This window comes from Tabrizicola sp. TH137, from assembly GCF_002855575.1.
In the GTDB taxonomy this organism is placed as follows: Bacteria; Pseudomonadota; Alphaproteobacteria; order Rhodobacterales; family Rhodobacteraceae; genus Paragemmobacter.
This window is the reverse complement of record NZ_PKRQ01000002.1, coordinates 725,585-751,624: the sequence shown is the minus strand read 5'-3', so window position 1 is coordinate 751,624 and position 26,040 is coordinate 725,585. Positions and strand designations below refer to the sequence as shown.

The following is a 26,040-nucleotide window of genomic DNA, read 5'->3' as shown; positions in this document are numbered from 1 at the left end:
TTCACCCCCTGAGGATATTTGAGAACAGATGAAGCGGCAGGGTCAGAGGCCGACCATGCGGCGGATGTCCTGCGGGGTGGCCCCCTCGGCGCGGTGTTTCGAGATCGCGCGGGCATCGTCGCGTTTCGCCAGCCGTTTGCCCTGATCGTCGCGGATGAGCCTGTGGTGGTGGTAGGTGGGGGTGGGCAGGCCGAAGAGACGCTGGAGGATCACCTGAACAGGGGTGAAGTCGAAGAGGTCTTCGCCCCGGATGACATGGGTGATGCCCTGATCGGCATCGTCGAAGGCGGAGGCGAGGAAATAGGCGACGATATCCTCGCCCTTGCGGGAGAGGACGACGTCGCCGATCTGCGCAAGGGCCTGTGTGCGGTCGATCTGGTGGGGGCCGGCATGGGCGGGGCCTGTTTCGGTGAAGCGGGGTGCTTCGGGCAGGGCGTCGAGCGCGGCGGCGAGGTTCAGGCGCAGCGCATCGCCGGGCTGGCGGTCCGTCATCGGGCGGTGGCGGCAGGTGCCGGGATAGACGGCGAAGGCCACGCCTTCCTGCGGGGCGGAGAGTGCGGCGCGGATATCGGCGCGGGTGCAGGAGCAGGGGTAGAGGAGGCCGCGTGCCGCCAGCGGTTCGAGGCGGGCATTGTAGGCGGCGATCTTGTCGGATTGGCGGTGAATGGGGCCATCCCAGGTGAGGCCGAGCCAGGCCAGATCTTCGACGATCTGCGCTTCCCATTCCGGGCGGCAGCGGTCGAGGTCGGTATCTTCCATCCGGAGGAGGAATGCGCCCCCCGCCGCGCGGGCCATGTCATGGGCGAGGAGGGCGGAATAGGCGTGGCCGAGATGCAAGGGGCCGGTTGGCGAGGGCGCGAAGCGGGTGCGGAACATCATTCGGCGGCGGGGTGGTGTTCCCGCGCGGTCTGACCTGCAAGCCAGCGGGTGAAGCTGTCCTTCGCGCGGTCGGTATAGGCCTTGTAGCGGTCTTTCCGGCCCTTGCGCCCGCCCTTGGCGTCGATCGGGGGGAAGAGGCCGAAATTGACGTTCATGGGTTGGAAGGTCTTTGCATCCGCGCCACCCGTGATGTGGGTGATGAGGGCGCCCATGGCGGTATCGGGCGGCGGCGGGGGCAGGTCGCGGCCGAGGATCTGGGCGGCGGCCATGCGGCCTGCCAGAAGGCCCATGGCGGCGGATTCGACATAGCCTTCGACACCCGTGACCTGGCCTGCAAAGCGCAGGTTCGGGCGGGATTTCAGGCGCATCCGATCATCGAGCAGCCTGGGCGAGTTGATGAAGGTGTTGCGGTGGATGCCGCCAAGCCGCGCGAAGGAGGCGTTTTCGAGGCCGGGAATGGTTTTGAAGACAGCGGTTTGCGCGCCATACTTCATCTTCGTCTGGAAGCCCACGATGTTGTAGAGCGTGCCAAGCTTGTTGTCGCGGCGCAGTTGCACCACGGCATAGGGTTTGACATCCGGGCGATGGGGGTTGGTGAGGCCCACAGGCTTCATCGGGCCGAAGCGCAGGGTTTCGCGGCCGCGTTCGGCCATGACTTCGATGGGAAGGCAGCCGTCGAAGTAACCGGCAGTTTCGCCTTCGTGGAACTCGGTTTTCTCCGCCGCCAGCAGCGCGTCGATGAAGGCGTCGTACTGCGCCTTGTCCATCGGGCAGTTCATGTAGGCGGTCTGTTCCTCCTCTGTCTCGCCCTTGTCATAGCGCGACTGCATCCAGGCGACGGACATGTCCACGCTTTCGGCATAGACGATGGGGGCGATGGCATCGAAGAAGGCAAGGTGTTCGGAGCCGGTGACGGCGCGGATGCTTTCGGCCAGGGCCGTGGAGGTGAGGGGGCCGGTGGCGATGATCCAGTGGCCGGAGGTGGGAAGTTCGCGGATCTCGCCTTCCTCGATGGTGATGAGGGGATGGTTGCGCAAGGCGCGGGTGACGGCTTCGGCGAAGGGGTCGCGGTCCACGGCCAGCGCGCCGCCTGCGGGCAGGCGATGGGCGCGGGCGGTTTGCATGATGATGCCGTCGGCGGCGCCCATTTCCCAATGCAAGAGGCCCACGGCATTGCGTTCGTCATCGTCGGAGCGGAAGGAGTTGGAACAGACCATCTCGGCCAGGCTGCCGGTGCGGTGGGCGAAGGTGCCGACCTTGGGGCGCATTTCATGGATCACGACGGGGACGCCCATGCGGGCGGCCTGCCAGGCGGCCTCGGCCCCGGCCATGCCGCCGCCGATGATGTGGAGTGTCTCTGTCATGGGGCGGATTTAGGCGCTTTGGCGGGAATAGGAAAGGGCCGAGGCTTTCGCCCCGGCCCTTTGCGCGAGGGGAAAGGATCAGGCCTTGTCGAGCGCGAGCTTGCCGGGGCCGTGGATGGCGAACATCAGCAGGCCGCCCGCGATGGCGAGGTTCTTCAGGAACATGGCCATCTGCATCTGGTCGGCCGGGGCGAAGTGGTAGAGCACGCCCGCCACCACGCAGAAGGCGGCGGTGGCCAGCGTCACGAGGCGGGTCTGCCAGCCGATGATGAGCAGGATGCCGACGGCGAGTTCGAAGATCACCGCAGGCCAGGCGAGGAAGGCGGGCAGGCCGCCCGAGGCGAGGTAGCCGGAGAAGCCGGCGACATCGCCCAGCTTGCCGAGGCCGGCGAGGAGAAAGAGAACGCCGATGAGGACGCGGCCGACGAGGGGGCCATAGGTATTGAGTGCTTGCATGATGAAGGGTCCTGTCCCTGTTCTTACGTGGCCCCGGCGCGCAACTGCCGGGATGTGGTAACGGTAACATGTGTTTCGGATGCACCAAACTGCGTTGGGCGCAAGGACACTGTGCATTTCTGCAAGTGAGTCAGCGCTGCAACGCTGCGCGGGTTTCGGCGACGAAGGCGGCAGGGTCGGCCGGGGTGAGGCCAAGCTCGGCCAGTTTCAGGAAGAAGCCGGGGGCGGGCAGGCCGTTCGACAGGCGCCCTTCCAGAAGGGCGGCACGCTGGGGGCGGCCTGCGGCGGCATCTTCCTCCATCAGGCGTTCCAGCGCCGCCGTCAGGTCTGCGACGCGCCAGCCCAGATCGCGGGCCAGCGCGCCGTAAGTCATGGTTTTTCCTTGCGCGGCCAGGTCGGCCAGCGTTGCGGCAAGATCATTCATCGCCCTGTTCGGCGACGCGGGCGACGGAGACGACTTCCTCATCCGCGCCGACGTTGAAGACCTTCACCCCCCCGGCAGAGCGGGAGCGGAAGCTGATCTGTTCCACCGGCACGCGGATCGATTGGCCGGTGGAGGTGGCGAGCATGATCTGATCCGACATCTCGACCGGGAAGCTTGCCACCAGCTTGCCGCCGCGCATCGCGCCATCCATGGCCTTGACGCCCATGCCGCCCCGGCCCCGGACAGGGTAGCCGTGCGAGGAGGAGAGCTTGCCCGAACCGCCTGCGGTGATCGTCAGGATCAGGTCTTCGGCGGCGGACATTTCGGCATAGCGTTCGGGCGAAAGCTGGCCGACCGCTGCGGTGACGCTTTCTTCATCCTCATCAGCCTCGGCATCGTCTTCCACGGCACCTGCCATGAGGCGGCGCTGTTTCAGATAGGCTTCGCGTTCTTCGGGCGTCGCTTCGAAATGGCGGATGATGGCCATGGACACGACTTTGTCGCCTTCCGCCAGGCGGATGCCGCGCACGCCCGTCGATCCGCGCGACTTGAAGACGCGGATATCGGTGGTGGGGAAGCGGATGGCGCGGCCGCCTGCGGTGACGAGCATCACGTCATCGTTTTCATCCGCAATCGCCGCGTTCACCAGCGACACGCCTTCGGGCAGGTTCATCGCGATCTTGCCGTTGCGTTTGACATTGGTGAAATCCGACAGGTCGTTCTGGCGGACGTCGCCATCGGAGGTGGCGAAGACGATCTGGAGCTTTTCCCATTCCTCTTCCGGCACATCGACCGGCATCAGGGCGGCGATGGAAACGCCGTTCTGGATGGGCAGGATGTTGACGATGGCCTTGCCCTTGGCGGTGCGGCCCGCCAGCGGCAGGCGCCATGTCTTCATCTTGTAGACCATGCCATCGGTCGTGAAGAAGAGAAGATGGGTGTGGGTATTGGCCACGAAGAGGGTGGTGACGACGTCATCCTCTTTCGTCTGCATGGAGGCGAGGCCCTTGCCGCCGCGGTTCTGCGACCGGAATTCCGCCAGGGGTGTGCGCTTGATATACCCGCCGGAGGTGATGGTGACGACCATATCCTCGCGTTCGATGAGGTCTTCATCCTCCATATCGCCGGACCAATCCTGAATCTCGGTCCGCCGGGGGACGGCGAAGAGGGATTTCACCTCGCGCAATTCATCCGAGATGATGGACATGATGCGGTCGCGCGACGACAGGATATCGAGGTAATCCTTGATCTTGGCGGCGAGTTCTTCAAGCTCGTCGGTGACTTCCTTCACGCCAAGCGCGGTGAGGCGTTGCAGGCGCAGATCGAGGATGGCGCGGGCCTGTGCTTCGGACAGGTTATAGGTGCCGTCCTCGTTCATCGTGTGGCTGGGATCGTCGATCAGCCGGATATAGGCGGCGATATCGGCGGCGGGCCAGCGGCGGGTCATCAGCTTGTCGCGCGCCTCGGCGGCATCGGCGGAGGCGCGGATGGTGCGGACGACTTCGTCCACGTTGGAGACAGCGACGGCGAGGCCGCAAAGGATATGGCTGCGCTCGCGCGCCTTGCGCAGTTCGAACGCCGTGCGGCGGGCGACAACTTCTTCGCGGAAGGTGATGAAATGCGTGAGGAAATCGCGCAGGGTGAGCTGTTCGGGACGGCCGCCGTTCAGCGCCAGCATGTTGCAGCCGAAGGAGGTCTGCATCGGCGTGAAACGGTAAAGCTGGTTCAGCACCACATCGGGGGTGGCGTCGCGTTTCAACTCGATCACCACGCGCACACCGATGCGGTCGGATTCGTCGGCGACGCCCGAGATGCCCTCGATCTTTTTCTCGCGGACCATTTCGGCGATCTTTTCGATCATGGACGCCTTGTTCACCTGATAGGGAATCTCGTCCAGGATGATAGCGAAGCGATCCTTACGGATTTCTTCCACCCGCGTCTTGGCGCGGATGATGACGCTGCCGCGCCCTTCCAAGTAAGCTTTGCGCGCGCCGGAGCGGCCCAGGATCACGCCGCCCGTGGGGAAATCGGGGGCGGGGATGATGTCCATCAGCGCTTCGGTCGAAAGGTCGGGGTTTTCGATCAGGGCAAGGGTGCCGTCGATCACCTCGCCCAGGTTGTGGGGCGGGATATTGGTGGCCATGCCGACGGCGATGCCGCCCGCGCCGTTGACGAGCATGTTGGGGAAGCGGGCGGGAAGGACCGTGGGTTCGCGGTCCTTGCCATCGTAATTGTCCTGAAACTCCACCGTTTCCTTGTCGATATCGGCCAGAAGGAAGGCGGCGGGCTTGTCCATGCGCACTTCGGTATAGCGCATGGCGGCGGCGGCGTCGCCGTCCATGGAGCCGAAATTCCCTTGTCCATCAAGGAGTTTGAGCGACATGCTGAAAGGCTGCGCCATGCGGACGAGGGCATCGTAGATCGCAGAGTCACCATGGGGGTGGTATTTCCCCATCGTGTCGCCCACGGGGCGGGCGGATTTGCGATAGGCCTTGTCATGGGTGTTGCCGGATTCCTGCATCGCGAAGAGGATGCGGCGGTGGACGGGTTTCAGACCGTCGCGCAGATCGGGGATGGCGCGGCTTACGATCACGCTCATGGCGTAGTCGAGATAGGCGGTCTTCATTTCGTCCGCGATGGAGACCTGGGGGCCGTGCCACGGGTTCTTGGGGGCGGAATCGTCAGGGTTTTCAGGGGTTTCCGGGGTATCGTTCACGTGAGCCTCTGAGTTCCGGCGCGCGGCCTATATCTTGTTGTGCGTGACCTTACACCATCCCGCATATGGGGTGCAATGCGCGAAGGGCGGCGCTTTTGGCAGCCGCGGCGGGTGAGTGACAACATATTGAAATCATTGCCAGAAAGCGCGAATCGAGGCAGCCTTTCCACAGGGGGGCAAGCAAGGAGGCGCGCATGGCGACACTGGACGGGCGCAGCGAGACGGAGTTGATGCTGCGGGGCTATGGTCTGACGACGGCGGAATTCTTCTACCGGATGCCGGATTATCGCAATGTTCTCAATACCTTCGTGTGGCAGCACTATGATCTGGCGCCGGATTACCCGGAACTGTTCCGCTTCATCGAGTTCTGGCAGGAAAAGATCGAGGGGCCGCTGCATTCGGTGCGGTTCACGCATCGGAAATTGATCAGCCCGGGCGAGTGGCGGAACGTGGTGGGGGAGTTCCGGCTGCATTGAAAGGGGCTGCAACGGCTGTGCCGCAAGCTGTGCCGCATTCTGTGCAGTAAACTGTGGGCACGCGCCGCGCGGTGCGGTGGTGAACTGGTAAGGCGGGGTTAACCCCGCCCTACGGCCTTTGCCCTGCCGCGCGCGGGGTGGATCTGTCGAATTGAGTATTTGGGCCAAGATGAAGGGGCGGGTCGCGCCTTCGGTCAGGCTGCGCGCAGGAGCATCCCGAAGAGGTCGCGCGGGTCGTCGGGATCGGCGATCATGTCGAGATCTTCGTAAAGGCCGGTTTCCGCCAGTTTGGAGCGGATATAGGTGAGGGCGGAGAAATCCTCGATCGCGAAGCCGACGCTGTCGAAGAGTGTGACTTGCGCGGCGTCGGTCCGGCCTGCGGCGCGGCCTGCGATGACCTCCCACAATTCGGTGACCGGGTGGTCGGGGGGGAGTTGCTGGATCTCGCCCTCGATGCGGGTCTGGGGCGGGTATTCGACGAAGATGGAGGAGCGGGTGAGGATGTCGCGGTGCAGTTCCGTCTTGCCGGGGCAATCGCCGCCGACGCCGTTGATATGGACGCCCGCGCCGACCATGTTGTCGGTCAGGATCGTGGCATTGGTCTTGTCGGCGGTGACGGTGGTGATGATCTGCGCGCCGAGGATCGCCTCTTCCGCCGTCCGGCAGGGGGTGACGGTGAGGCCGGAGCCTGCCAGGTTCTTCGCGCATTTGGCGGTGGCGGCAGGGTCGATGTCGTAGAGCCTGACCTCGCGCAGGCCGCAGACGGCCTTGAAGGCCAGCGCCTGGAATTCCGCCTGCGCGCCATTGCCGATGAGGGCCATGGTGGTGGCGCCTTTGGGGGCGAGCCATTTGGCGGCCATCGCGCTGGTCGCCGCCGTGCGCAGGGCGGTGAGGATGGTCATTTCGGACAGAAGCACCGGGTAGCCGGTTTCGACATCGGCCAGAAGGCCGAAGGCGGTGACGGTCTGGAGGCCGCGCTTCATGTTGGAGGGGTGGCCGTTGACGTATTTGAAGCCATAGGTCTGCCCGTCGGAGGTGGGCATGAGTTCGATCACCCCCACATCGGAATGGGAGGCGATGCGGGGCGTCTTGTCGAACTGGCCCCAGCGGAGGAAATCGGCCTCGATGGCCTGTGCCAGATCGGTGAGCATCCGTTCCACGCCGATGCGGTGGACGAGTTTCATCATCCGGTCCACGGAGACGAAGGGGACGACGTTCAGTTTTTCCGGTTGGGTCAGCATCACATATGGCCTCTGGTGGGGCGGTCAAAGACCTTGCGGCCCATCAGGGAGGCCACGAGATCGACCATCAGCCGCGCAGTGCGGCCGCGTTCATCAAGGAAGGGGTTCAGTTCCACGAGATCGAGCGAGGTGACGAGGGCGGATTCGTGGAGAAGCTCCATCACCAGATGCGCCTCGCGGAACGTCGTGCCGCCGGGGACGGTGGTGCCGACGGCGGGGGCGATGGAAGGGTCGAGGAAATCCACGTCGAGCGAGACATGCAGCATCCCGCCCGCCGCGCGGACCCGGTCAAGGAAGGCGCGCAGGGGGGCGACGATGCCGTTCTCGTCCAGCACCCGCATGTCATTTATGGCGATGTCATGGGTGAGGAGGGCGGCATGTTCCGCCGGATCGACCGAGCGGATGCCGTAGAGGCAGATGTTCTGCGGCGGGATCGGGGCCGGGAAGGGGGGGAAGGCGTCAAATCCGTCGCGGCCCGCGACATAGGCGACGGGCGTGCCGTGCAGATTGCCGGAGGTGGTGGTGAGCGGCGTGTGGAAATCGGAATGCGCATCCAGCCAGAGGAGGAAGAGCGGGCGCGCGTTCCGCCTGGCATAGGCGGCGGCCCCGGCGACGGAGCCGAGGGCGAGGGAATGGTCGCCGCCCAGGATGATGGGGAGCCCGCCCTGCGAAAGCGCGTCATCGGTGCGGTCGGCGAGGGTTTCGGTCCAGCCGACGGTTTCGGCAAGGGAATGGACGGCGGGGTTGGGGCAGGTGAGGGGCTTGAGATCGGGCAGGGCGACATCGCCCCAGTCTTCCACGCCATGGCCGAGGTCGCGGATCGCCTGCGCCAGCCCCGCCACGCGATAGGCGGAGGGGCCCATGAGGCAGCCCGGATAGCGCTGGCCGCTGTCGATGGGGGCGCCGATGAGGATGGTCTTGGACATGAGGGTTCTCCTTCCCTGCGAAGGTCTTTCCGGGTTGCGGCAAAATCCAGCGTTGTTATGGTCGATCTGGACAGGGAATTGTGCGGAACGGCGGGAAGATTGACCATGATGGATGAGGTGGATCAGCGGCTGGTGGCGGAGTTGCGCCGGGATGGGCGGGCGGCGCTGTCCGATCTGGCGGATCGGCTGGGGCTGAGCCGGGCGACGGTGCGGGCGCGGATGGAGCGGTTGACGGCCAAGGGCGAGATCGCGGGTTTCACCGTGCTGACGCGGGGGGATGTGACCTCTTCGCCGGTGCGGGCCTTGATGATGATCGGGATCGAGGGGCGCGGGGGCGAGAAGATCATGGCGCGGCTGGGCGGCCTGCCGCAGGTGCAGGCGGTGCATTCGACCAATGGGCGGTGGGATGTGATCGTGGAACTGGGGACGCAGACCCTGCTGGAGCTGGACGAGACGATCCACCGCATCCGGGCGATGGAGGGGGTGACGGTGTCGGAGACGAACCTGCTTTTGTCCACGCGGAAGGCGGGGCGGCGGTAGGGGCCTTGCTTCCGGCGGCGCGCCTGGTGCGGCCGGGGATTTGAGTATTTGGACCAAGGTGAAGGGGCGGGCGGGGGCGCGGGATTTCCGGGCGGGTCGTTGAGTATTTGAGCCAAGGTGACGGGGCCGTTGGCCTTGGGGTGATCAAGCCTTCGTCAGAGGCTGCGACGCGCGGGCGCATCCCCATTGGAGCGGGCGGGGTTTGCGCCTATGGTCTGCGCGAACACAAGGGAGGGGCCGCGATGATCGTGGAGCTTGGGCATTTCGCGCTGATCCTGGCGCTGGCGGTGGCCATCATCCAATCGACCGTGCCCCTGATCGGGGCGCAGCGGCGCAATGCGGCCTGGATGGCGGTGGGCGATCCGGCGGCGGTGGTGCAGTTCCTGCTGGTGGGCTTTTCCTTCGCGGCGCTGACCTATGCCTTCGTGACCTCGGACTTTTCGCTGTCGCTGGTCGTGAGCAATTCGCACACGCTCAAGCCCATGATCTACAAGATTTCCGGGGTCTGGGGGAACCATGAGGGGTCGCTCCTCCTTTGGGTGCTGATCCTGGCGCTGTTCGGGGCCTGTGCAGTGTGGTTCGGGCAGAACCTGCCGCCCCAACTGAAGGCGCGGGTGCTGGCGGTGCAGGGGATGATCGGGGTGGCCTTCCTGCTGTTCATGCTGCTGACGTCGAACCCCTTTCTGCGGCTGGCGGTGCCGCCCTTGGATGGGCAGGATCTGAACCCGCTGTTGCAGGACCCTGGCCTGGCCTTTCATCCGCCCTTCCTCTATCTCGGCTATGTCGGGCTTTCGATGAGCTTTTCCTTTGCCGTGGCCGCGCTGATCGAGGGGCGGGTGGATGCGGCCTGGGGGCGCTGGGTGCGGCCCTGGACGCTGGCGGCATGGGTGTTTCTGACCATCGGCATCGCGCTGGGGTCCTGGTGGGCCTATTACGAGCTTGGCTGGGGCGGGTTCTGGTTCTGGGACCCGGTGGAGAATGCGAGCTTCATGCCCTGGCTGATCGCGGCGGCGCTGCTGCATTCGGCCATCGTTGTGGAGAAGCGGGAGAGCCTGAAGGCCTGGACGATCCTGCTGGCCATCCTCGCCTTCGGCTTTTCGCTGGTGGGGACCTTCATCGTGCGGTCGGGGGTGATCACCTCGGTCCATGCCTTTGCCAATGACCCGGATCGCGGGGTGTTCATCCTGCTGATCCTGGGCGTCTTCATGGGCGGGGCGCTGACTTTGTTCGCGGCGCGGGCGGGGGCGATGGAGGCGAAGGGCATCTTCGGCATGGTGAGCCGGGAAAGCGCGCTGGTGGCCAACAATATCCTCTTGGCGGTGTCGGCCTTCGTGGTGTTCTTCGGGACGATCTGGCCGCTGGTGGCGGAGATGGTCTTTGACCGCAAGCTGAGCGTGGGGGAGCCCTTCTTCAACGCGGCCTTCTCGCCCTTTGTGGTGGCGCTGGCGGCGATCCTGCCTTTGGGCGCGATGATGCCCTGGAAGCGCGGCCATGTCGGGCGGGGGCTGCGGCCGCTCTGGCCGGTTCTGATCTTGTCGGTGGCGCTTGGGTCGCTGGCCTGGGCGATGCAGACGGGGCGGACGGCGCTGGGTCCGGTGGGCGTGGTGCTGGGCGTCTGGGTTCTGGGCGGGGCGCTGGTGGATTTCTGGGCGCGGACGGGGCGCGGCGCGGCGCTGGCGGGGCGGCTGGCCCGGCTGGGACGGTTGCCGCGGGCGGATTGGGGGAAGATGGTGGCGCATGGCGGGCTCGGCGTGACGATCTTTGCCGTCTCGGCCATGCTGGCCTGGAAGGTGGAGGATATCCGCGTCGTGCAGCCGGGTGGGAGCTATCCTCTCGGGTCCTATGAGGTGACTCTGGTCGAGGTGCGCGAGGTGGAGGGGCCGAATTACATCTCGACCATGGCGGAGATGCGGGTGACGCGCGAGGGCGTGGAGGTGGCGCGGCTCTTCCCCGAGAAGCGCATCTATCCGGTGGCGGGGATGCCCACGACCGAGGCGGCGATTGATTACGGCTTCCTGCGCGATGTCTATCTGGTGATCGGCGATCCGCAGGAGAATGGCGGCTGGGCGGTGCGGTCCTATATCGAGCCCTTTGCCAACTGGCTGTGGGCGGGCTGTCTGCTGATGGCCCTGGGTGGGCTGCTGAGCCTGACGGACCGGCGCTATCGCGTGGCGGCCGGGGCGCGGCGGGTGCCGGATGGGGTGCCTGCGGAATGAGCGCGGCGCGGAAGGGTGGTTGGGGGATGCGTTGGGGTGGCGGGCTTAAGCCCGCCCTATGGCCCGGCCTAAGCCCCGCCCTACAGTCCGCCCTGTTTGGCCTGGCGCTTTTGGTGGCGGCGCCGGTTCAGGCGGTGCAGCCGGATGAGATGCTGGCCGATCCGGCGCTGGAACAGCGGGCGCGGGACCTGTCGAAGGGGCTGCGCTGTCTGGTCTGCCGCAACGAGAATATCGACGACAGCGATGCGCAACTGGCCAAGGACCTGCGCATCCTGCTGCGCGAGCGGCTGGTGGCGGGCGACACGGATGAAGAGGCGGTGGCCTTCCTTGTGGACCGCTATGGCGAATATGTCCTGCTGAACCCGCCGGCGACGGGGGTGAATATCCTGCTCTGGGTGGCGGGGCCTGCAATGCTGCTGGCCGGGGTGGGGATCGCCTTTGCGACCTTCCGGCGGCGCGGGCAGGGGCGGGCCGAGGAACTGACCGAGGCCGAGCGCGCGCGTCTGGCGGAAATCCTGAAAGAGTGACGCGCCGTCGGGCTTTCCCTTCCGCCCGGCCCGGATAGGGTGGTGCAAAGGGAGGGGCCTGTCATGGGATATGAGACGATCACGGTGGCCGAGACGGGCGGGGTGGCGACGATCACGCTGAACCGGCCGGAGGTGATGAATGCCCTTTCGGCGCGGCTGCGGGTGGAGCTGCTGGAGGCATGGCGCGCGGCGGAGGCGCGGGCGCGCTGCATCGTGCTGACCGGGGCGGGGCGGGCCTTCTGTTCGGGGCAGGACTTGCAGGATGCGATGGCGCTGGGGTCGCTGGACCTGGGGCGCGTGCTGACCGAGGAATACGAGCCGCTCTTGAAGGCGATCTATGATTGCCCGGTGCCGACCATTGCCGCGGTGAACGGGGCGGCGGCGGGGGCGGGGGCGAATCTTGCGCTGGCCTGCGATGTGGTGATCGCCTGCGAGAGCGCGAGTTTCATCCAGGCTTTCACGCGGATCGGGCTGATCCCCGATGCGGGGGGGACCTATTGGCTGCCGCGTCAGGTGGGGATGGCGCGGGCCATGGGGGCGGCGCTCTTTGCCGAGAAGATCAGCGCGCGGCAGGCGGTGGATTGGGGGATGATCTGGGAGGCCGTGCCGGATGAGGGCTTCGCCGCCCATGTGGCGGCGCGGGCGGGGGCGCTGGCGGCGGGGCCGACGGCGGCCTATCGGCTGGTAAAGCAGGCGCTGCGGGCGTCACCCGGCAACGGGCTGGAGGCGCAGCTGGCGCTGGAGGCGCGGTTGCAGGGCGAGGCGGGGGCGACGGCGGATTTCCGCGAAGGCGTGGCGGCGTTTCTGGAGAAACGCCCGGCGCGGTTTACCGGGGCCTGAAGGGTAGGATGGGCAGTATTGCCCATCCTACGGTTTGGCGTCGGAAAGGGGCGGGGAGACCCCCGCCCAACGGATCAGGCGCCGCGCGCGAGGGCGGCGACACCGGTGCGCGCCAGTTCGCGCAGGCCGAGGGGGCGCATCAGGTCGGCGAAGGCGTCGATCTTTTCCGGGGTTCCGGTGATTTCGAAGACGAAGCTTTCCAGCGTCGAGTCGACCACATTGGCGCGGAAGATCTCGGCCAGGCGCAGCGCCTCGATCCGCGCGTCGCCCTTGCCCGCGACCTTGAAAAGCGCCAGTTCGCGCTGCACGCAAGGCCCCTCGGCCGTCAGGTCATGCACCTCATAGACCGCCACCAGACGGCCAAGCTGCGCCTCGATCTGGTCGATCACGGCGGGGGTGCCGGAGGTGACGATGGTGATGCGCGAGCGGTGGCCGGTATGATCCACCTCGGCCACGGTGAGGCTGTCGATATTGTAGCCGCGCCCGGAGAAGAGGCCGATCACGCGGGCAAGGACGCCCGGTTCATTCTCCACGATCACGGCGAGCGTGTGGCTTTCGATGACCGTGGCGTTGTGGTCGCGCAGGTCATAGGCGGAATGGCTGGTGGAGCCCTTCTTGATGTTGAGTGCGGACATCGTCCTGTCGTTCCTTTTCCTTGGCCGCGCCGTCAGCGGGAGCGGCGGTGTTCTTCAAGCTTGTCGGCCAGCCACATCTTGATGAGCGCCTGACGGGTCACGCCGCGCGACTGCGCCACTTCGTCGAGGCTGCGCACCATATCGGGCGGGAAATCGACATTGACGCGCTGGGGTTTGGGATAGTCCATCCGGGCTTTCGACCAGTCGATGAAGTCGTCGATCTCGTCGCTGCCTTCGTCGAAGAGCCGGTCGAATTCCTCGGTCGTGATGGTCTTGCTGCCATCGAGGCTGGTCATCATGTTCGACTTAACTTTTGATTTCACTTTCATACCGTGTCACCTCTGCCCTTCGTGCCCGCCTGACCGAGACAATCCTTATGCTCGCGCCACGCTGCGTATAGACCGCCGTCCAGAACCTTTCGCCAAGCCGGCCTGTGCGGAGCCACCGTTCTTCGGTCGGATAGGCCGAGGGCATGATCAGGGCAGGCACCTGCCAGAGCGCCTGCGCCGTCACGAAATCCATGCCGTGCTTGTCACGGTTGGCGGCGCTTTTGGCGGGGTCGAACTCATATTCCATTATGGTGGCAAAACTATACCATTACAACCCCGCCCACAGGCAGCCGGATCAGACCAGAACCGCCCCCTTGGCGCCGATGACGCCCTGTGTATCCGCCTCGCCCAGGAGCATCTCGTTATGCGGCTTGCCCGAGGGGATCATGGGGAAGCAGTTTTCGTGCTTTTCGACGAGGCAGTCGAAGATCACCGGGCCGTCGTAGCGGATCATCTCCATGATCGCGTCGTCGAGGTCCTTCGGATCCTGGCACTTGATGCCCTTGCAGCCGAACGCCTCGGCCAGTTTCACGAAATCGGGCAGGGCGTCGGACCAGCTGTGGGAATAGCGTTCGCCATGCAGCAGCTCTTGCCACTGGCGCACCATGCCGAGGCGTTCGTTGTTCAGGATGAACTGCTTGACGGGCGCGCGGAACTGCATCGCGGTGCCCATTTCCTGCATGTTCATGAGCCAGGACGCCTCGCCCGCCACGTTGATCACCAGCGCCTCGGGATGGGCGATCTGCACGCCGATGGAGGCGGGCAGGCCATAGCCCATGGTGCCGAGGCCGCCCGAGGTCATCCAGCGGTTCGGATCTTCGAAGCCGAGGAACTGGGCGGCCCACATCTGGTGCTGGCCCACTTCGGTGGTGATGTAGCGGTCCATGCCCTTGGTCAGCGCCTCGAGCCGTTGCAGGGCATATTGCGGCTTGATGGTCTTGTCGCTGTTCTTGAAGGACAGGCAATCGACCGCGCGCCATTCGGCGATCTGCTTCCACCATTTGGCGAGGCCCGCCTTGTTGGTCTTGGAGCCGCGCGCCTTCCACTGGCGCAGCACTTCCTCCAGCACCAGGGTCACGTCGCCGACGATGGGCACGTCCACGCGGATGACCTTGTTGATGGAAGACGGGTCGATGTCGATATGGGCCTTGCGGGAATGGGGCGAGAAATCCTTGACGCGGCCGGTGATGCGGTCGTCGAAACGGGCGCCGACATTGATCATCAGGTCGCAGCCATGCATGGCGAGATTGGCCTCATAAAGGCCGTGCATCCCCAGCATCCCCAGCCAGTTCTTGCCCGAGGCGGGGTAGGAGCCGAGGCCCATCAGGGTGGAGGTGATGGGGAAATCGGTCGCGGCGACCAGTTCGCGCAGGAGCGCGCTGGCGCGGGGGCCGGAATTGATGACGCCGCCGCCGGTGTAGAAGATGGGGCGTTCGGCCTGTTCCATCATCTCGACCAGACGGGCGATCTGTTCGGCATCGCCGGTCTTGCGGGGCTGGTAATGGCTGACGCGGGTCTTTTCCATCGGCGTGTATTCGGCCTGGGCGAATTGCACGTCCTTGGGAATGTCGATCAGCACCGGGCCGGGGCGGCCGGAGGTGGCGACGTGGAAGGCCTGATGGATGGTTTCGGAGAGTTTCGCCGTGTCCTTCACCAGCCAGTTATGTTTCGTGCAGGGGCGGGTGATGCCGACCGTATCAGCCTCCTGGAAGCCATCGGTGCCGATCATGAAGGTGGGGACCTGACCGGTGAGGACGACCAGCGGGATGGAATCCATCAGCGCATCGACAAGGCCCGTCACGGCATTGGTCGCGCCGGGGCCGGAAGTCACCAGCACCACGCCCGGCTTGCCGGTGGAGCGGGCATAGCCTTCGGCCATGTGGACCGCGCCCTGTTCGTGGCGCACGAGGATGTGGCGGATGTCGTTCTGCTGGAAGATCTCGTCATAGATCGGCAGCACGGCGCCGCCGGGATAGCCGAAGACCACGTCCACGCCCTGATCCTTGAGGGCCTGCACCACCATCTTCGCGCCGGTCATCTGTTTCGTCATCTGCCTTTACCCTTGTCCGGGGCCAGTGCCCCCGCCTTCGCGCAACAAAAAACCCCCGGGTTTCGATCCGGGGGCGCATGGGAACCATATGGTCAGCGTCACCGCCCCATGCGCCTGATCCTTACAAGTACGAGAATGCGGGACATGTCCGTTCCTCTTTTCATGGGGGCGGACACTAGGGCGGGCGGGAAGGGGCGTCAACCGCAAAAGATGGCCTAAAGTGTCGCGCCGGCCTGAAAAATTGAAATATCGTTGCGCTGTATTGCGGGATTGGGAAAGATTCGGAAAACTCTGCGCTGCTGCACAGAGCTTCTGCCCAATTGAGTCGTCTTGACGGTTGGTGGACGGCCGCGTTCAGGATAGACCCGGCGAGGAGGGGCTGGATCGCCCCTCGTGATGGAGGGTCACCCATGAAGCTTTACTATTCGCCCGGCGCCTGTTCGCTGGCCTCGCATATCGTGCTGGCAGAGGCTGGCGCGCATTACGAGATCGAGAAGGCCGATATCCGTGCCAAGAAGACGGAGAGCGGCGGGGATTTCACCGCGATCAGCCCGCGCGGTGCGGTGCCGGTGCTGGTGCTGGCGGATGGCGAGGTGCTGACCGAGGGCGTGGCGATCATGCAATTCGTGATGGACAGCGTGATGCCGGGGGCCCTGCCAGCGGCTGGGACGCTGCAACGGGCGCGGTTGCAGGAGGCGTTGAACTTCGTCTCGACCGAAGTGCACAAGACCTATTCGCCCTTCTTCCGGGGGCTGGAGGGCGCGGCGAAGGAGGCGCAGGTGGCGCTGCTGAACAGCCGTCTTGCGCTGGTCGAGGCGCGGCTGGGGGATGGGCGCAGCTATCTGCTGGGCGAGGAGTTCACCCCGGCGGATGCCTATCTGTTTACGGTGACGAACTGGTCGAAAGGGGTCGGGCATGACCTGTCGGGCTTCCCGAAGCTGGAGGCGTTCCGGGCGCGGGTGGCTGCGCGGCCTGCCGTGCAGGCGGCGATGAAGGCGGAAGGTCTGATCTGAGGAAGATGGCGGGGGGGGCGTTGTCGCCCCCCCCAAAGCCTTAGCCCATCAGGAAGACGTAGCCGCCATAGGCGGCCAGCAGCAGGGCACCCGCGATGCGGGGCAGGCCGCCCAGCACGAAGGCGAGGATCGTGAGGCCGACGGCCGTGGCCGCGACCCAGGGCATGTCAATCGCGGCGAAGCGCGGATCGGCGGGGATCGGGGCAAGGACGGCGGTGGTGCCGAGGATGCCGAAGATGTTGAAGATGTTCGACCCGACGATGTTGCCCACCGCAATTTCCGTCTGCTTGCGGATCGCAGCGATGACGGAGGTCGCGAGTTCCGGCAGCGAGGTGCCGACGGCGACGATGGTCAGGCCGATGACGGCTTCGGAAATGCCGAAGGCGCGGGCAAGTTCCGTCGCGCTGTCCACCAGAAGCCGCGCGCCGATCACGAGGACGACGAGGCCGCCCAGCGTCATGGCCCAGGCCTTCCATTGCGGGATATCGCCTTCGATGCTCTGATCCTCGTCGGATTTTCCGGTGAGGAAGGCGGTGACGAGGAAGATCAGGAGACCCGAGACCAAGATGAAGCCGTCAAGCCGCGTGACCTGACCGTCGAGCAGCATGAACCAGATCGCCGCCGTCGCGGCCAGCATGAAGGCGAGGTCGCGCCAGAGCTTGCGAACAGGGATCAGAAGCGGGGCGATCAGGGCCGAGAGGCCAAGGATCAGCAGGATGTTGGCGATGTTCGATCCCAGCACGTTGCCGATGGCAATGGCGGGCTGATCTGCCAGCGCGGCCTGAACTGACACCAGCATTTCGGGCGCCGAGGTGCCGAAGCCCACGATGGTAAGGCCGATCACCATGGGGGAAAGGTTGAACTTGCGTGCGACGGCGGAAGCGCCGCGAACGAGATATTCGCCGCCGAAGAAGAGGGCGACGAGGCCCACGACAAAAAGAAGATAGGTCATGCTTTTCCCTTGTTGCGGGCCTGACCACCGTCAGCCCCTTGCGCGCCACCCCTAGGTCGGGTCTCGGGGCAGGAAGACAAGGGGGAAGGCAGGGAAAAGCCGCCGCGCCCCCCGGATTTCGGCGGTGGAGCGTTGCTCTGGCGCAACGGGTTTGGGGGGCTGTCCTGAAACCTCGTCTCAGGGGGCGGGCTGGATCAGGTCCCAGCGGTTGCCGAAGGGATCGCGCCAGATGGCGACGATGCCGTAGGGTTCGTGGCGCGGGCTTTCCTCGAAGATGGCCCCTGCGGCGGTGAGGCGGGCGGCGGTGGCGGCGAAATCGTCGGTTTCCAGGAAGAGCCAGACGCGGCCGGCCCCCTGCGCGCCGATGGCGGCTTTCTGGTCGGGCGTGTCGGCGCGGGCGAGGACGAGGCGGCAGCCGCCGCCGGGCGGTTCCACCGTGACCCAGCGTTTGCGGCCCTGGTCGAGATCGGCGGTCAGGGTGAAGCCCGCCGCAGTGAAGAAGCGGATGGCGCTCTCGTACTCCGGCACGATCAGGGCGATGGCCCCGAGGCGGGTGCTGCCCATGGGTCAGACGTCGCGGGGAACGCGGGTATCGGGCAGCGAGATGCGCGCCACCTGTTCGGCGATCGGATCGACGGAGAGGGGATGCAGTTCCGCCCGGTGATCGCCCGGATTGCCGAGATCCTGCCAGCGCCCGCCCTTGTAGATCTCCAGCGCGGGGAAGGTGGCCTTGTAGCCCATTTTGCGGCTGCCCGGCACCCAATAGCCGAGATAGACATAGGGCAGGCCCGCCTCGCGCGCGATGTCGATATGGTCGAGGATGACATAGGTGCCGAGCGAGAGATCGGTCAGGTCGGGGTCATAGAAGCTGTAGACCATCGACAGGCCGTCATCGAAGATATCGGTCAGGCAGACGGCGGCCAGGGGACGGCCGGTTTCGCTGGGGCCGGCGGGGCGGCTGTACTCCACGACGCGGGACTTGATCGGCGTTTCCTCGATCATCGCGGCGAATTCGAAAATGTCCATGTCGGCCATGCCGCCATCAGCGTGGCGGCGGTCGAGATAGCGGCGGAAGAGGGAGAACTGTTCCTCGGTCGCCCAGGGCGAGGTGGCGTTGCGGCGCAGATCGGCGCCCTTCTTGAGGATGCGGCGATGGGTGCGGCGCGGGGTGAAGTCGGCCACCCGGATGCGTGCCGAAAGGCAGGCCGAACATTCCGCGCAGGAGGGTCGGTAGAGCACGTTCTGGCTGCGGCGGAAGCCCTGTTTCGACAGCGTGTCGTTCAGCTTCTGCGCATGTTCCCCTTGCAGCGCGGTGAACAGCTTCCGCTCCATCCGCCCCTCGAGATAGGGGCAGGGCTGCGGGGCCGTCACGTAGAACTGGGGCGCGATGGGGAGGGTGTGGCGCATGGCTCGGGAATTTCGGAAACAGCGTCCAGCCTAGCAAGCGGCTTGGCATCCGCCAAGCCGCTATTGCGCCGCATAGAGCCGATTTCCGCAGGTTTTGCCGCGTTGAGGCGTCGGCTCAGGCGTGGCGGTTGATGGCGACGCTGCCGAGGACCATGTCGGTGAGGCCCTGGCCGCGACGGGTGAAGAGCATCAGGGCGACGGAAAGAATCTGCGGCAGGACGAAGGCCATCGAGAGCGAATAGCCCAAGGTGTGCAGGAAAGCGGTGCCGGCATCGAAGCGCTGGCCGTAGCGGTCGAGGAATTCGATGGACATGACGCGCATCCCCCAGGTGGCGGAGCGGCCGCTGAGCGTGACCCAGCGGTAGAGGAAGCCGACGGCAAGCCAGACCAGCGGGAAGATGAACACCGCCGTCAGCGCGCTGACCAGCAGGACGAGGAGGACGATCCCGGTGACGAAGATCGTGTCGATGATCCAGGCGAAGGCACGCTTGGCCGTGACGCCGCTGTAGAAGGCGGCATGGCGGTCGGGGTCGGGCAGGGCCTGAAGGGCGTGGTCGGGATACATCTTGCGGGTCCGGTCAGAGGGATGGAAGGAAGGTGGCCCCGGAGGGCCACCGGATCAAGGTCTGTCCGCGATCAGGCGTTGAGCGCCGGGGGCTGCGGGTCGTCGTTGCGCGGGCTGCGGGCGCGTTCTTCCATGAAGGCATCGAACTGCTGCTTGTCCTTGGCCTCGCGCAGGCGGTTCAGGAAACCTTCGAAGGCGGCCTGTTCCTCTTCCAGCCGACGCAGGGTTTCGGCCTTGTAGGCGTCGAAGGCCGAATTGCCCGAAGAGGCGTGGACGCGGCTGTTCCAGTCGGCGTTCCAGGAAGCGCGGCGGGATTTGCGGCAGGACGATCCGAACATGTCTTTGCTCCAGCGGTTGGTCATGGTCATGTAGGCGACAAGGGCGATGCCCAGAGGCCAGAAGAAGATGAAGCCCAGCACCATTGCGGTGATCCAGGCCTTGCGGCCATGGCCATCGAGCCAGGCCTCGGCCCGGCGGGGCCAGGAAAGGAGGCCGCCCGTGGTGCGGGGGGCGGCGGCGGGGAAGGTGTTCATCGGCGGTCTCCCGTGTTGCGGTTGATGTGAATGTCTTTCACATGGAGGAAGATGTGCTGACATTGGCGGGCGTTCAAGGGGGGATGTTAAAATAATTCACATCGGGCTGCCCGGGGTGGGGCCGGTGATCTTGCGGCGCGCGGGCAAGGGCCCGCGCAAGCCTTTTCTCCGCGCCGCCGCCTTCGGCTCTGGCGCGGGGGCGGGGGGCGTTCCGCCCCCTCTGGGCCATGCGGCCCATTCACCCCCTGAGAGTATTTGCGGCCAAGATGAAGGGCAGCTTCAGGAAGTGAAGGGGGCGAGGGTCGCGCCGGTGATGCGCAAGAGGTCGGCGGGGGAGATGGGGAAGATGTGGCGCGGTGTGCCTGCGGCGGCCCAGACCACGGGGAAGGCCGTGATCCGCGGATCGGCCCAGATCGGCAACGGGGTGAGATGGCCGACCGGGGCGACGCCGCCGATGGCGAAGCCGGTGACGGCGCGGACCTGGTCGATCGGGGCGCGGGCGAGGGGTTCGCCCGCCAGGGCTGCGGCCCGGTCGGGGGCGACCTGATTGCCGCCCGCGGTGAGGAAGAGGTAGAGGTGGCCTGACGAGGCGCCGGCGAAGAGGATCGACTTCACGATCTGGTCGAGATGCACGCCCGCCGCATCGGCGGCCTGCTGGGCGGTGCGGGTTTCATCGGGCATCTCCAGCGGGGTGATGTCGAGGCCCGCCGCGTGAAGGGCGGCGGTGACGCGGGCGAGGCTCTTGCTCATGGGGTCATCCTTGCGGCTGGGCCTTCGCTCTAGCCTGCGGGGACGGACGGGGCAACGGGCGGATGCGTTGACCGCGCCGGGCAGCGGGTGCAGGTTGCGCGGATGACAAGTCATGCCCCTTTCGCCGCCCGCCTGACCCGTTCGCCCCTGGCCCATGACCGCGCTGCGGGCGCGGAGGTGGCGCGGGGCTTTGCCGACCTGCCGCCGGAGGTGGCGGGCCTTCTGGGCGCGGTGGCGGGGTGCAGCCCCTATCTGAAAGGGTTGATGGGGTTGGAGGCGGGCTGGCTGCGCGCGGCGCTGGCCGAGGCGCCGGAAGCGGCGATGGCCGGGGTTCTGGCGGCGCCGGAGCGCGCGGAGGGGGCAGAGGCGCTGGGCCCGGCGCTGCGGCAGGCCAAGCGGCGGGCGGCGCTGCTGACGGCGCTGTGCGATTGCGGCGGTGTCTGGGGGCTGGAGGAGGTGACAGGTGCCCTGACGCGGCTGGCCGATCTGGCGGTCGATCTGGCGATCCGGGGCTTTGTTGCCGATGAGATCCGGCGCGGAAAGCTGCCCGGGGCAGTGCCGGAGGATGCGGCCACGGGCGCGGGGATGGTGGCGCTGGCCATGGGGAAGATGGGGGCGGGGGAGTTGAACTATTCCTCGGATATCGACCTGGTCTGCCTGTTCGACGAGACGCGCTATGGCGATCAGGCGGGGGAGGCGCGGGCGGCCTTCATCCGGGTGACGCGGAAGATGGCGGCGCTGTTGTCGGACATCACGGCGGAGGGCTATGTCTTCCGCACCGATCTGCGGCTGCGGCCCGATGCGGCGGTGACGCCGGTCTGCCTGAGCATGGCGGCGGCGGAGAGCTATTACGAAAGCCTGGGCCGGACCTGGGAGCGGGCGGCCTATATCAAGGCGCGGCCCTGCGGCGGTGACCTTGCGGCGGGGGCGCGGTTCCTGAAGGCGCTGACCCCTTTCGTCTGGCGCAAGCATCTGGATTTTGCGGCCATCCAGGATGCCCATGACATGCGGCTGCGCATCCGCGAGCATCGGCAGTTGAACCGGCCCCTGACGGTGGAGGGGCATAACATGAAGCTGGGGCAGGGGGGGATACGGGAGATCGAGTTCTTCACCCAGACCCGGCAGTTGATCGCCGGGGGGCGAGATCCTGACCTGCGCGACCGCACGACGTTGGGCGGGCTGGCGGCGCTGGCGGCGAAGGGATGGATCCCCGGCGAGGTGGCGGCGGAACTGACCACGCTTTACCGCGCGCATCGCGAGGTGGAGCATCGGTTGCAGATGGTGGGCGATGCCCAGACCCATGACCTGCCGGTGACGCCGGAGGGGGTGGCGCGGATCGCGGCCTTCTGCGGCGAAAGCGAGGGGGCGTTCCGCGCCGGGCTGCTGGATCGGCTGGCGCGGGTGGATGCGCTGACGGAAGGGTTCTTCGCGCCGGGGCAGGCCGAGGCGCTGCCCGAGCTTTCCGATACGGCGCGGGCGATCGTCGAGGGATGGTCGCATTACCCGGCGCTGCGGAGCGACAGGGCGCAGGCCATCTTTCGCCGTCTGCGGCCTGCCCTTCTGAAGCGGTTGATGCGGGCGGCGAACCCGGATGAGGCGCTGGTGGCGCTGGACGGGTTTCTGGCGGGGCTGCCGGCGGGGGTGCAGCTTTTCTCGCTGTTCGAGGCGAACCCGGCGCTGATCGACCTGATCATCGACGTGGCGGGAACGGCGCCGCCGCTGGCGCGTTATCTGTCGCGCAATGCGGGGGTGCTGGACGGGGTGATCGGGGGGTCTTTCTTCGCGCCCTGGCCGGGGGTGGGGCCGCTGGTCGCAAGCCTTGGCGCGGCGATGGCCGAACAGGCGGATTATGAGAAGAAGCTGGATGCCGCGCGACGGGTGATGAAGGAATGGCATTTCCGCGTGGGGGTGCATCATCTGCGCGGGCTGGTCGATGCCTTCGAGGCGGCCAAGCATTATGCCGATCTGGCCGAGGCGGTGATTGCCGCGCTCTGGCCTGTGGTCTGCGCGGAATTTGCGCGCAAGCATGGGCCGTTGCCGGGGCGGGGGGCGGTGGTGCTGGGCATGGGGTCGCTGGGGGCGGCGCGGCTGAATGCGGGGTCGGACCTTGACCTGATCGTGATCTATGACGCGGGCGGGGTGGAGATGTCGGAGGGGCCGCGCCCCCTGGCGACGCGGGCCTATTACGCGCGGCTGACGCAGGCGCTGGTGACCGCGCTGACCGCGCCGATGGCGGAGGGGCGGCTTTACGAGGTGGATATGCGGCTGCGGCCGAGCGGGCGGCAGGGGCCGGTGGCGACCTCGGTCCAGTCCTTCACCAGCTATCAGGAGGAGGAAGCCTGGACCTGGGAGCATCTTGCGCTGACGCGGGCGCGGCCTCTGGCCGGGGCGGGCGAGGTGATGGCCGAGGTGGAGGAGTTCCGCCGCCGCCTGCTGCCGGTGAAGGGCAAGGGGCCGAAGGTCCGGGCGGATGTGGCCGAGATGCGGGCGCGGTTGCAGGCGGCGAAACCGGCGCGGGGTGTGTGGGAGGCGAAGAACGGGCCGGGGCGGTTGATGGATATCGAACTGCTGGCGCAGATGGCGGCGCTTCTGACCGGATCGCCGCTGCGCGGGGTGGAACGTCAGATCGAGGCGGGGCGAAAGGGCGGAATACTGTCGGATTCCGACGTTTCGGTCCTGCTGGAGGCCTATAGGCTGATGTGGCGGTTGCAGGCCGGGACGCGCCTGATCACCGAAGGCGTGCTGGAGCCCGACAAGCTTGGCGAAGGGGGCTGCGCCTTTCTGCTGCGCGAGACGGGCGAGGGCAGTGCCGAGGCGCTGGGACAGCGGCTGGAGACGGTGGCGGCGGCGGCCGAGGCGGTGATCGCGGCTTGCGTCGGGCTTGGAGAGCGGGATGGGGAGACGGGCGATGCGGCTGGATGAGGCGGATCCGAAGGGGCTGGTGCGGGAAAGCTATCGGATCGAGGGGATCACGCTGGGCGAGTGCCGGTCGATCCTTGTGGATTGGGCGCTGAGCCTGCCGGTGGATGCGCCGATGAAGGAGGCCATCCGCACGGTGATGGCGGAATATGCGCTGGGCGCGCCGGACCATCCGATGTCGAAGGTGCTGGAAGAGGGTTTGCTGACGCCCGAGGCGCCGAAGCGGCGCGGCGGGCGCGCGGCCCGGATGGGCGAGGCCTGACCGGCGGTAGGGTCTGGCCGTCAGATCGTGCCCCGGCGCCGGCGCAGAAGGCCGAGGCCGCCCAGCGCGCCGAGCAGGAGAAGGCCGGTCGCGGGAAGGGGGACTTCGGACATCCGGAAGGCGTAGTTCGTGTACTGCGGACCCCGCGCCCCGTCCCAGACATAGGCCGAGGCAGGGTTCGACATGGAGGGGTTGGCTTGGATTATGCCGTCGTAATAGAGGCCGAAGTCGAGCGACTGGTCGAGGCTGTCGGCAAGCTGAAAGCCGCCCCGCACGGCGAAGACGCTGTACCAGGCGAGGCGATTGACGGTTTCGGGGTTGGGGCCGAGGGTCGAGATGGCATAATTCCCCGGCAGGCCGCCGAAGAGCAGGGCGGCGGCTTCCTGCCCGCTATAGGCAAGGGGCTGTTCTAACCAGAAGGGGCCCTGATCGACCTGCCAGGAGCCCACGTATGTGTAGGTCGCCGCGTTCACGTCGAGCGTGGCCGCAACAAGAAATGCCTTCGCCAGGAAGGCAATCAGAAGATGTTTCATGCTCTGCCTCTGATCAACTTTTTCGTGAGTGATTCAACCTTGAGGCGTCGCTTTCAACCCTAAAGATTAGTTAATCTTAAGAATTCGCGCAGTATTGTTTCCGTGCAACGAACGGCGAAACCGCGTGGCCGGGCACGGCCCGAAGGATGGGGCGCTGCGGGGCAGGCCGAAAAGGGGGGGCGGAGGGTCAGCCGCGGGCGGCGGCTTCCAATGCGGCGCCGTCCAGCTTGACCATGGCCATCATGGCCTGGGTCACGCGGCCGGCCTGCGCGTCGTCGCCCGATTGCATCAGCCGCAAGAGGCTGCGCGGGATGATCTGCCAGGACACGCCGAACCGATCGACCAGCCAGCCGCAGCGCTGGGCCTGACCGCCCTGGAGGAGGGCGTGCCAGAGCAGATCGACCTCGGCCTGGGTGTCGAGATGGACCTCGAGCGAGGCGGCGGGGGTCAGGCGGTATTGCGGGCCGCCGTTGAGGAAGGTGTAGCGCTGGCCCAGAAGGGTGAGGTGGACAAGGAAGACGCCTTCGCCGCCGCGCCGGGGGAAACTGTGGATGATCTTCGATCCCGGGAGGAGGGAGACATAGGTCTCGGCCGCCTCCTGCGCCTGGTCGTCGAACCAGAGGCAGGTCTGGATGCTTGGTGCGGTCATTCCACGTCCCCCCTTGGCCGTGCCCGCCCTGCCGTCCGGTCCGGCCGGGCGGTGGGGCAGCGAATGACCCGCAGGATGCGCCGAGGCGCAGAGTCGGGCAAGCGCCTTGCGGGGGGTGTCAGGCGGAAAGGGCGGCGGCTTCGCGGGCCAGCGTGGTGATGGCGGCCCAGTCGCCCCGCGCCATCGCCTCTTTCGGGGCGACCCAGGAGCCGCCGACGCAGAGGATGTTCTTCAGCGACAGGTAATCGGCGGCGTTCTTCAGGCTGATGCCGCCGGTGGGGCAGAATTTCACCTGCGGGATGGGGGAGCCGATGGATTTGAGGAAGGCGGCACCGCCCGACTGTTCGGCGGGGAAGAATTTCTGCACGGTGTAGCCGCGTTCCAGAAGGACCATGATCTCGGTCGCGGTGACGGCACCGGGGAGGAGGGGGAGGCCCTCATCCTCGCAGGCCTTGATGAGGCTGTCGGTCGCACCGGGCGAGACGCCGAAGGTGGCCCCGGCCTTCTTCGCGGCCTTGACATCGGCGGGGGTGAGGAGGGTTCCCGCGCCGACAGTGCCGCCTTCGACATCGGCCATGGCGCGGATCGCCTCCAGCGCGATCGGGGTGCGCAGGGTAACCTCCAGCGCGGGCAGGCCGCCCGCGACGAGGGCCTTGGCCAGCGGGGCGGCATGGGCGAGGTCGTCGATCACGAGGACAGGGACGACGGGGGCAAGCTGGCAGACCTTCAGGGCGGCGGCGGATTGCTGGGCGGGGGTCATGGGCTTTCCTTTCGGCGGTGCACTTGTGGCGAGCGCCGGGGGTTTTGCACCCCCGGACCCCCGCAGGATATTTGAAGA

28 protein-coding genes are annotated in these 26,040 nt (G+C 66.5%); 8 read left to right on the top strand and 20 right to left on the bottom strand.

Translation table 11 applies throughout. The annotated features are described in order from the left end of the window. Window positions 1–42: 42 nt before the first annotated feature. From gluQRS to gyrA, 5 genes are all read right to left on the bottom strand, one after another. On the bottom strand, window positions 43–879 hold the full coding sequence (gene gluQRS, locus C0V75_RS09080; protein ID WP_101920549.1) for a tRNA glutamyl-Q(34) synthetase GluQRS: 837 nt from the start codon (window positions 877–879) through the stop codon (window positions 43–45). Beyond that, window positions 876–2,243 (bottom strand): methylenetetrahydrofolate--tRNA-(uracil(54)-C(5))-methyltransferase (FADH(2)-oxidizing) TrmFO, encoded by a 1,368-nt coding sequence (gene trmFO / locus C0V75_RS09075; protein ID WP_101920548.1) that lies wholly within the window; start codon window positions 2,241–2,243, stop codon window positions 876–878. Before trmFO ends, gluQRS begins: the two co-directional genes overlap by 4 nt. Before the next feature lie 78 nt (window positions 2,244–2,321). Beyond that, the gene (locus C0V75_RS09070) at window positions 2,322–2,699 is read right to left on the bottom strand and encodes a DoxX family protein (protein ID WP_158241810.1); all 378 of its coding nucleotides are present in this window, start codon (window positions 2,697–2,699) and stop codon (window positions 2,322–2,324) included. Window positions 2,700–2,829: 130 nt separating this feature from the next. Next, on the bottom strand, window positions 2,830–3,072 hold the full coding sequence (locus tag C0V75_RS09065; RefSeq protein WP_216821430.1) for a hypothetical protein: 243 nt from the start codon (window positions 3,070–3,072) through the stop codon (window positions 2,830–2,832). Between the two features lie 43 nt (window positions 3,073–3,115). Beyond that, on the bottom strand, window positions 3,116–5,839 hold the full coding sequence (gene gyrA, locus C0V75_RS09060) for a DNA gyrase subunit A (RefSeq protein ID WP_101920545.1): 2,724 nt from the start codon (window positions 5,837–5,839) through the stop codon (window positions 3,116–3,118). A gap of 194 nt (window positions 5,840–6,033) precedes the next feature. Here gyrA and C0V75_RS09055 point away from each other — a divergent pair, with 194 nt between their 5' ends. Beyond that, window positions 6,034–6,315 carry an usg protein gene (locus tag C0V75_RS09055; RefSeq protein ID WP_101920544.1) on the top strand — a complete coding sequence of 94 codons (282 nt, stop codon included), beginning with the start codon at window positions 6,034–6,036 and terminating at the stop codon, window positions 6,313–6,315. Window positions 6,316–6,509: 194 nt separating this feature from the next. On the opposite strand, the gene C0V75_RS09050 is transcribed toward C0V75_RS09055, so the two are convergent. Then, window positions 6,510–7,556: an ornithine cyclodeaminase gene (locus C0V75_RS09050; protein ID WP_101920543.1), complete on the bottom strand. Its 1,047-nt coding sequence runs from the start codon at window positions 7,554–7,556 to the stop codon at window positions 6,510–6,512. After that, entirely contained in the window at window positions 7,556–8,482 is a 927-nt protein-coding gene (rocF, locus tag C0V75_RS09045) for an arginase (protein WP_101920542.1), read from the bottom strand. Before rocF ends, C0V75_RS09050 begins: the two co-directional genes overlap by 1 nt. Window positions 8,483–8,590: 108 nt before the next feature. Here rocF and C0V75_RS09040 point away from each other — a divergent pair, with 108 nt between their 5' ends. From C0V75_RS09040 to C0V75_RS09025, 4 genes are all read left to right on the top strand, one after another. Continuing rightward, window positions 8,591–9,022 (top strand): Lrp/AsnC family transcriptional regulator, encoded by a 432-nt coding sequence (locus C0V75_RS09040; protein WP_101920788.1) that lies wholly within the window; start codon window positions 8,591–8,593, stop codon window positions 9,020–9,022. A 242-nt stretch (window positions 9,023–9,264) separates the two neighbouring features. Beyond that, window positions 9,265–11,238: a heme lyase CcmF/NrfE family subunit gene (locus C0V75_RS09035; protein ID WP_101920541.1), complete on the top strand. Its 1,974-nt coding sequence runs from the start codon at window positions 9,265–9,267 to the stop codon at window positions 11,236–11,238. Between the two features lie 149 nt (window positions 11,239–11,387). Further along, window positions 11,388–11,765, top strand: coding sequence for a cytochrome c-type biogenesis protein CcmH (locus C0V75_RS09030; protein ID WP_254216431.1), 378 nt, complete (start codon window positions 11,388–11,390; stop codon window positions 11,763–11,765). A gap of 63 nt (window positions 11,766–11,828) precedes the next feature. After that, on the top strand, window positions 11,829–12,605 hold the full coding sequence (locus tag C0V75_RS09025; RefSeq protein ID WP_101920539.1) for an enoyl-CoA hydratase-related protein: 777 nt from the start codon (window positions 11,829–11,831) through the stop codon (window positions 12,603–12,605). A 74-nt stretch (window positions 12,606–12,679) separates the two neighbouring features. Here the strand turns inward: C0V75_RS09025 and ilvN are convergent, their stop codons facing one another. Genes ilvN through C0V75_RS09005 form a run of 4 tightly spaced genes read right to left on the bottom strand, consistent with a single transcriptional unit; the run spans window position 12,680 to window position 15,619 of the window. Then, complete coding sequence (gene ilvN / locus C0V75_RS09020) at window positions 12,680–13,240, bottom strand: acetolactate synthase small subunit (protein ID WP_101920538.1); 561 nt, start codon at window positions 13,238–13,240, stop codon at window positions 12,680–12,682. 32 nt (window positions 13,241–13,272) lie between these two features. Next, entirely contained in the window at window positions 13,273–13,539 is a 267-nt protein-coding gene (gene brnA, locus C0V75_RS09015; RefSeq protein WP_216821429.1) for a type II toxin-antitoxin system BrnA family antitoxin, read from the bottom strand. A gap of 7 nt (window positions 13,540–13,546) precedes the next feature. Beyond that, a complete protein-coding gene (locus C0V75_RS09010) occupies window positions 13,547–13,816 on the bottom strand; it encodes a BrnT family toxin (protein WP_173861059.1) in 270 nt (89 codons plus the stop codon). 48 nt (window positions 13,817–13,864) lie between these two features. After that, entirely contained in the window at window positions 13,865–15,619 is a 1,755-nt protein-coding gene (locus tag C0V75_RS09005; protein WP_101920536.1) for an acetolactate synthase 3 large subunit, read from the bottom strand. Window positions 15,620–16,029: 410 nt separating this feature from the next. Between C0V75_RS09005 and gstA the strand changes: the two genes are divergently transcribed. Next, entirely contained in the window at window positions 16,030–16,632 is a 603-nt protein-coding gene (gene gstA, locus C0V75_RS09000; protein WP_101920535.1) for a glutathione transferase GstA, read from the top strand. A 40-nt stretch (window positions 16,633–16,672) separates the two neighbouring features. Here gstA and C0V75_RS08995 read toward each other — a convergent pair whose 3' ends face one another. The 6 genes from C0V75_RS08995 to C0V75_RS08970 form a co-directional block, all read right to left on the bottom strand. Beyond that, window positions 16,673–17,584 (bottom strand): calcium/sodium antiporter, encoded by a 912-nt coding sequence (locus C0V75_RS08995; protein ID WP_101920534.1) that lies wholly within the window; start codon window positions 17,582–17,584, stop codon window positions 16,673–16,675. 177 nt (window positions 17,585–17,761) lie between these two features. After that, window positions 17,762–18,148: a VOC family protein gene (locus C0V75_RS08990; RefSeq protein ID WP_101920533.1), complete on the bottom strand. Its 387-nt coding sequence runs from the start codon at window positions 18,146–18,148 to the stop codon at window positions 17,762–17,764. A gap of 3 nt (window positions 18,149–18,151) precedes the next feature. Beyond that, complete coding sequence (locus C0V75_RS08985) at window positions 18,152–18,991, bottom strand: arginyltransferase (RefSeq protein ID WP_101920532.1); 840 nt, start codon at window positions 18,989–18,991, stop codon at window positions 18,152–18,154. Between the two features lie 115 nt (window positions 18,992–19,106). After that, window positions 19,107–19,556, bottom strand: a complete 450-nt coding sequence (locus tag C0V75_RS08980; RefSeq protein ID WP_101920531.1) for an RDD family protein — start codon at window positions 19,554–19,556, stop codon at window positions 19,107–19,109. A 71-nt stretch (window positions 19,557–19,627) separates the two neighbouring features. Continuing rightward, entirely contained in the window at window positions 19,628–20,089 is a 462-nt protein-coding gene (locus C0V75_RS08975) for a DUF2852 domain-containing protein (protein WP_101920530.1), read from the bottom strand. Between the two features lie 279 nt (window positions 20,090–20,368). Continuing rightward, window positions 20,369–20,839, bottom strand: coding sequence for a YbaK/EbsC family protein (locus C0V75_RS08970; RefSeq protein WP_101920529.1), 471 nt, complete (start codon window positions 20,837–20,839; stop codon window positions 20,369–20,371). A gap of 102 nt (window positions 20,840–20,941) precedes the next feature. On the opposite strand from C0V75_RS08970, the gene C0V75_RS08965 reads away from it, so the two are divergent. Then, complete coding sequence (locus C0V75_RS08965; RefSeq protein WP_101920528.1) at window positions 20,942–23,761, top strand: bifunctional [glutamine synthetase] adenylyltransferase/[glutamine synthetase]-adenylyl-L-tyrosine phosphorylase; 2,820 nt, start codon at window positions 20,942–20,944, stop codon at window positions 23,759–23,761. Then, window positions 23,748–24,020, top strand: a complete 273-nt coding sequence (locus C0V75_RS08960) for a hypothetical protein (protein WP_101920527.1) — start codon at window positions 23,748–23,750, stop codon at window positions 24,018–24,020. The genes C0V75_RS08965 and C0V75_RS08960 overlap by 14 nt, the downstream gene beginning before the upstream one ends. A gap of 20 nt (window positions 24,021–24,040) precedes the next feature. Here C0V75_RS08960 and C0V75_RS23540 read toward each other — a convergent pair whose 3' ends face one another. The 3 genes from C0V75_RS23540 to eda all read right to left on the bottom strand — a co-directional run bounded on the left by C0V75_RS23540 (window position 24,041) and on the right by eda (window position 25,962). Beyond that, on the bottom strand, window positions 24,041–24,553 hold the full coding sequence (locus tag C0V75_RS23540) for a VPLPA-CTERM sorting domain-containing protein (protein ID WP_254216412.1): 513 nt from the start codon (window positions 24,551–24,553) through the stop codon (window positions 24,041–24,043). A 187-nt stretch (window positions 24,554–24,740) separates the two neighbouring features. Continuing rightward, window positions 24,741–25,202: a VOC family protein gene (locus C0V75_RS08950; protein ID WP_101920526.1), complete on the bottom strand. Its 462-nt coding sequence runs from the start codon at window positions 25,200–25,202 to the stop codon at window positions 24,741–24,743. 118 nt (window positions 25,203–25,320) lie between these two features. Further along, entirely contained in the window at window positions 25,321–25,962 is a 642-nt protein-coding gene (eda, locus tag C0V75_RS08945) for a bifunctional 4-hydroxy-2-oxoglutarate aldolase/2-dehydro-3-deoxy-phosphogluconate aldolase (RefSeq protein ID WP_101920525.1), read from the bottom strand. Between the last annotated feature and the right edge of the window lie 78 nt (window positions 25,963–26,040).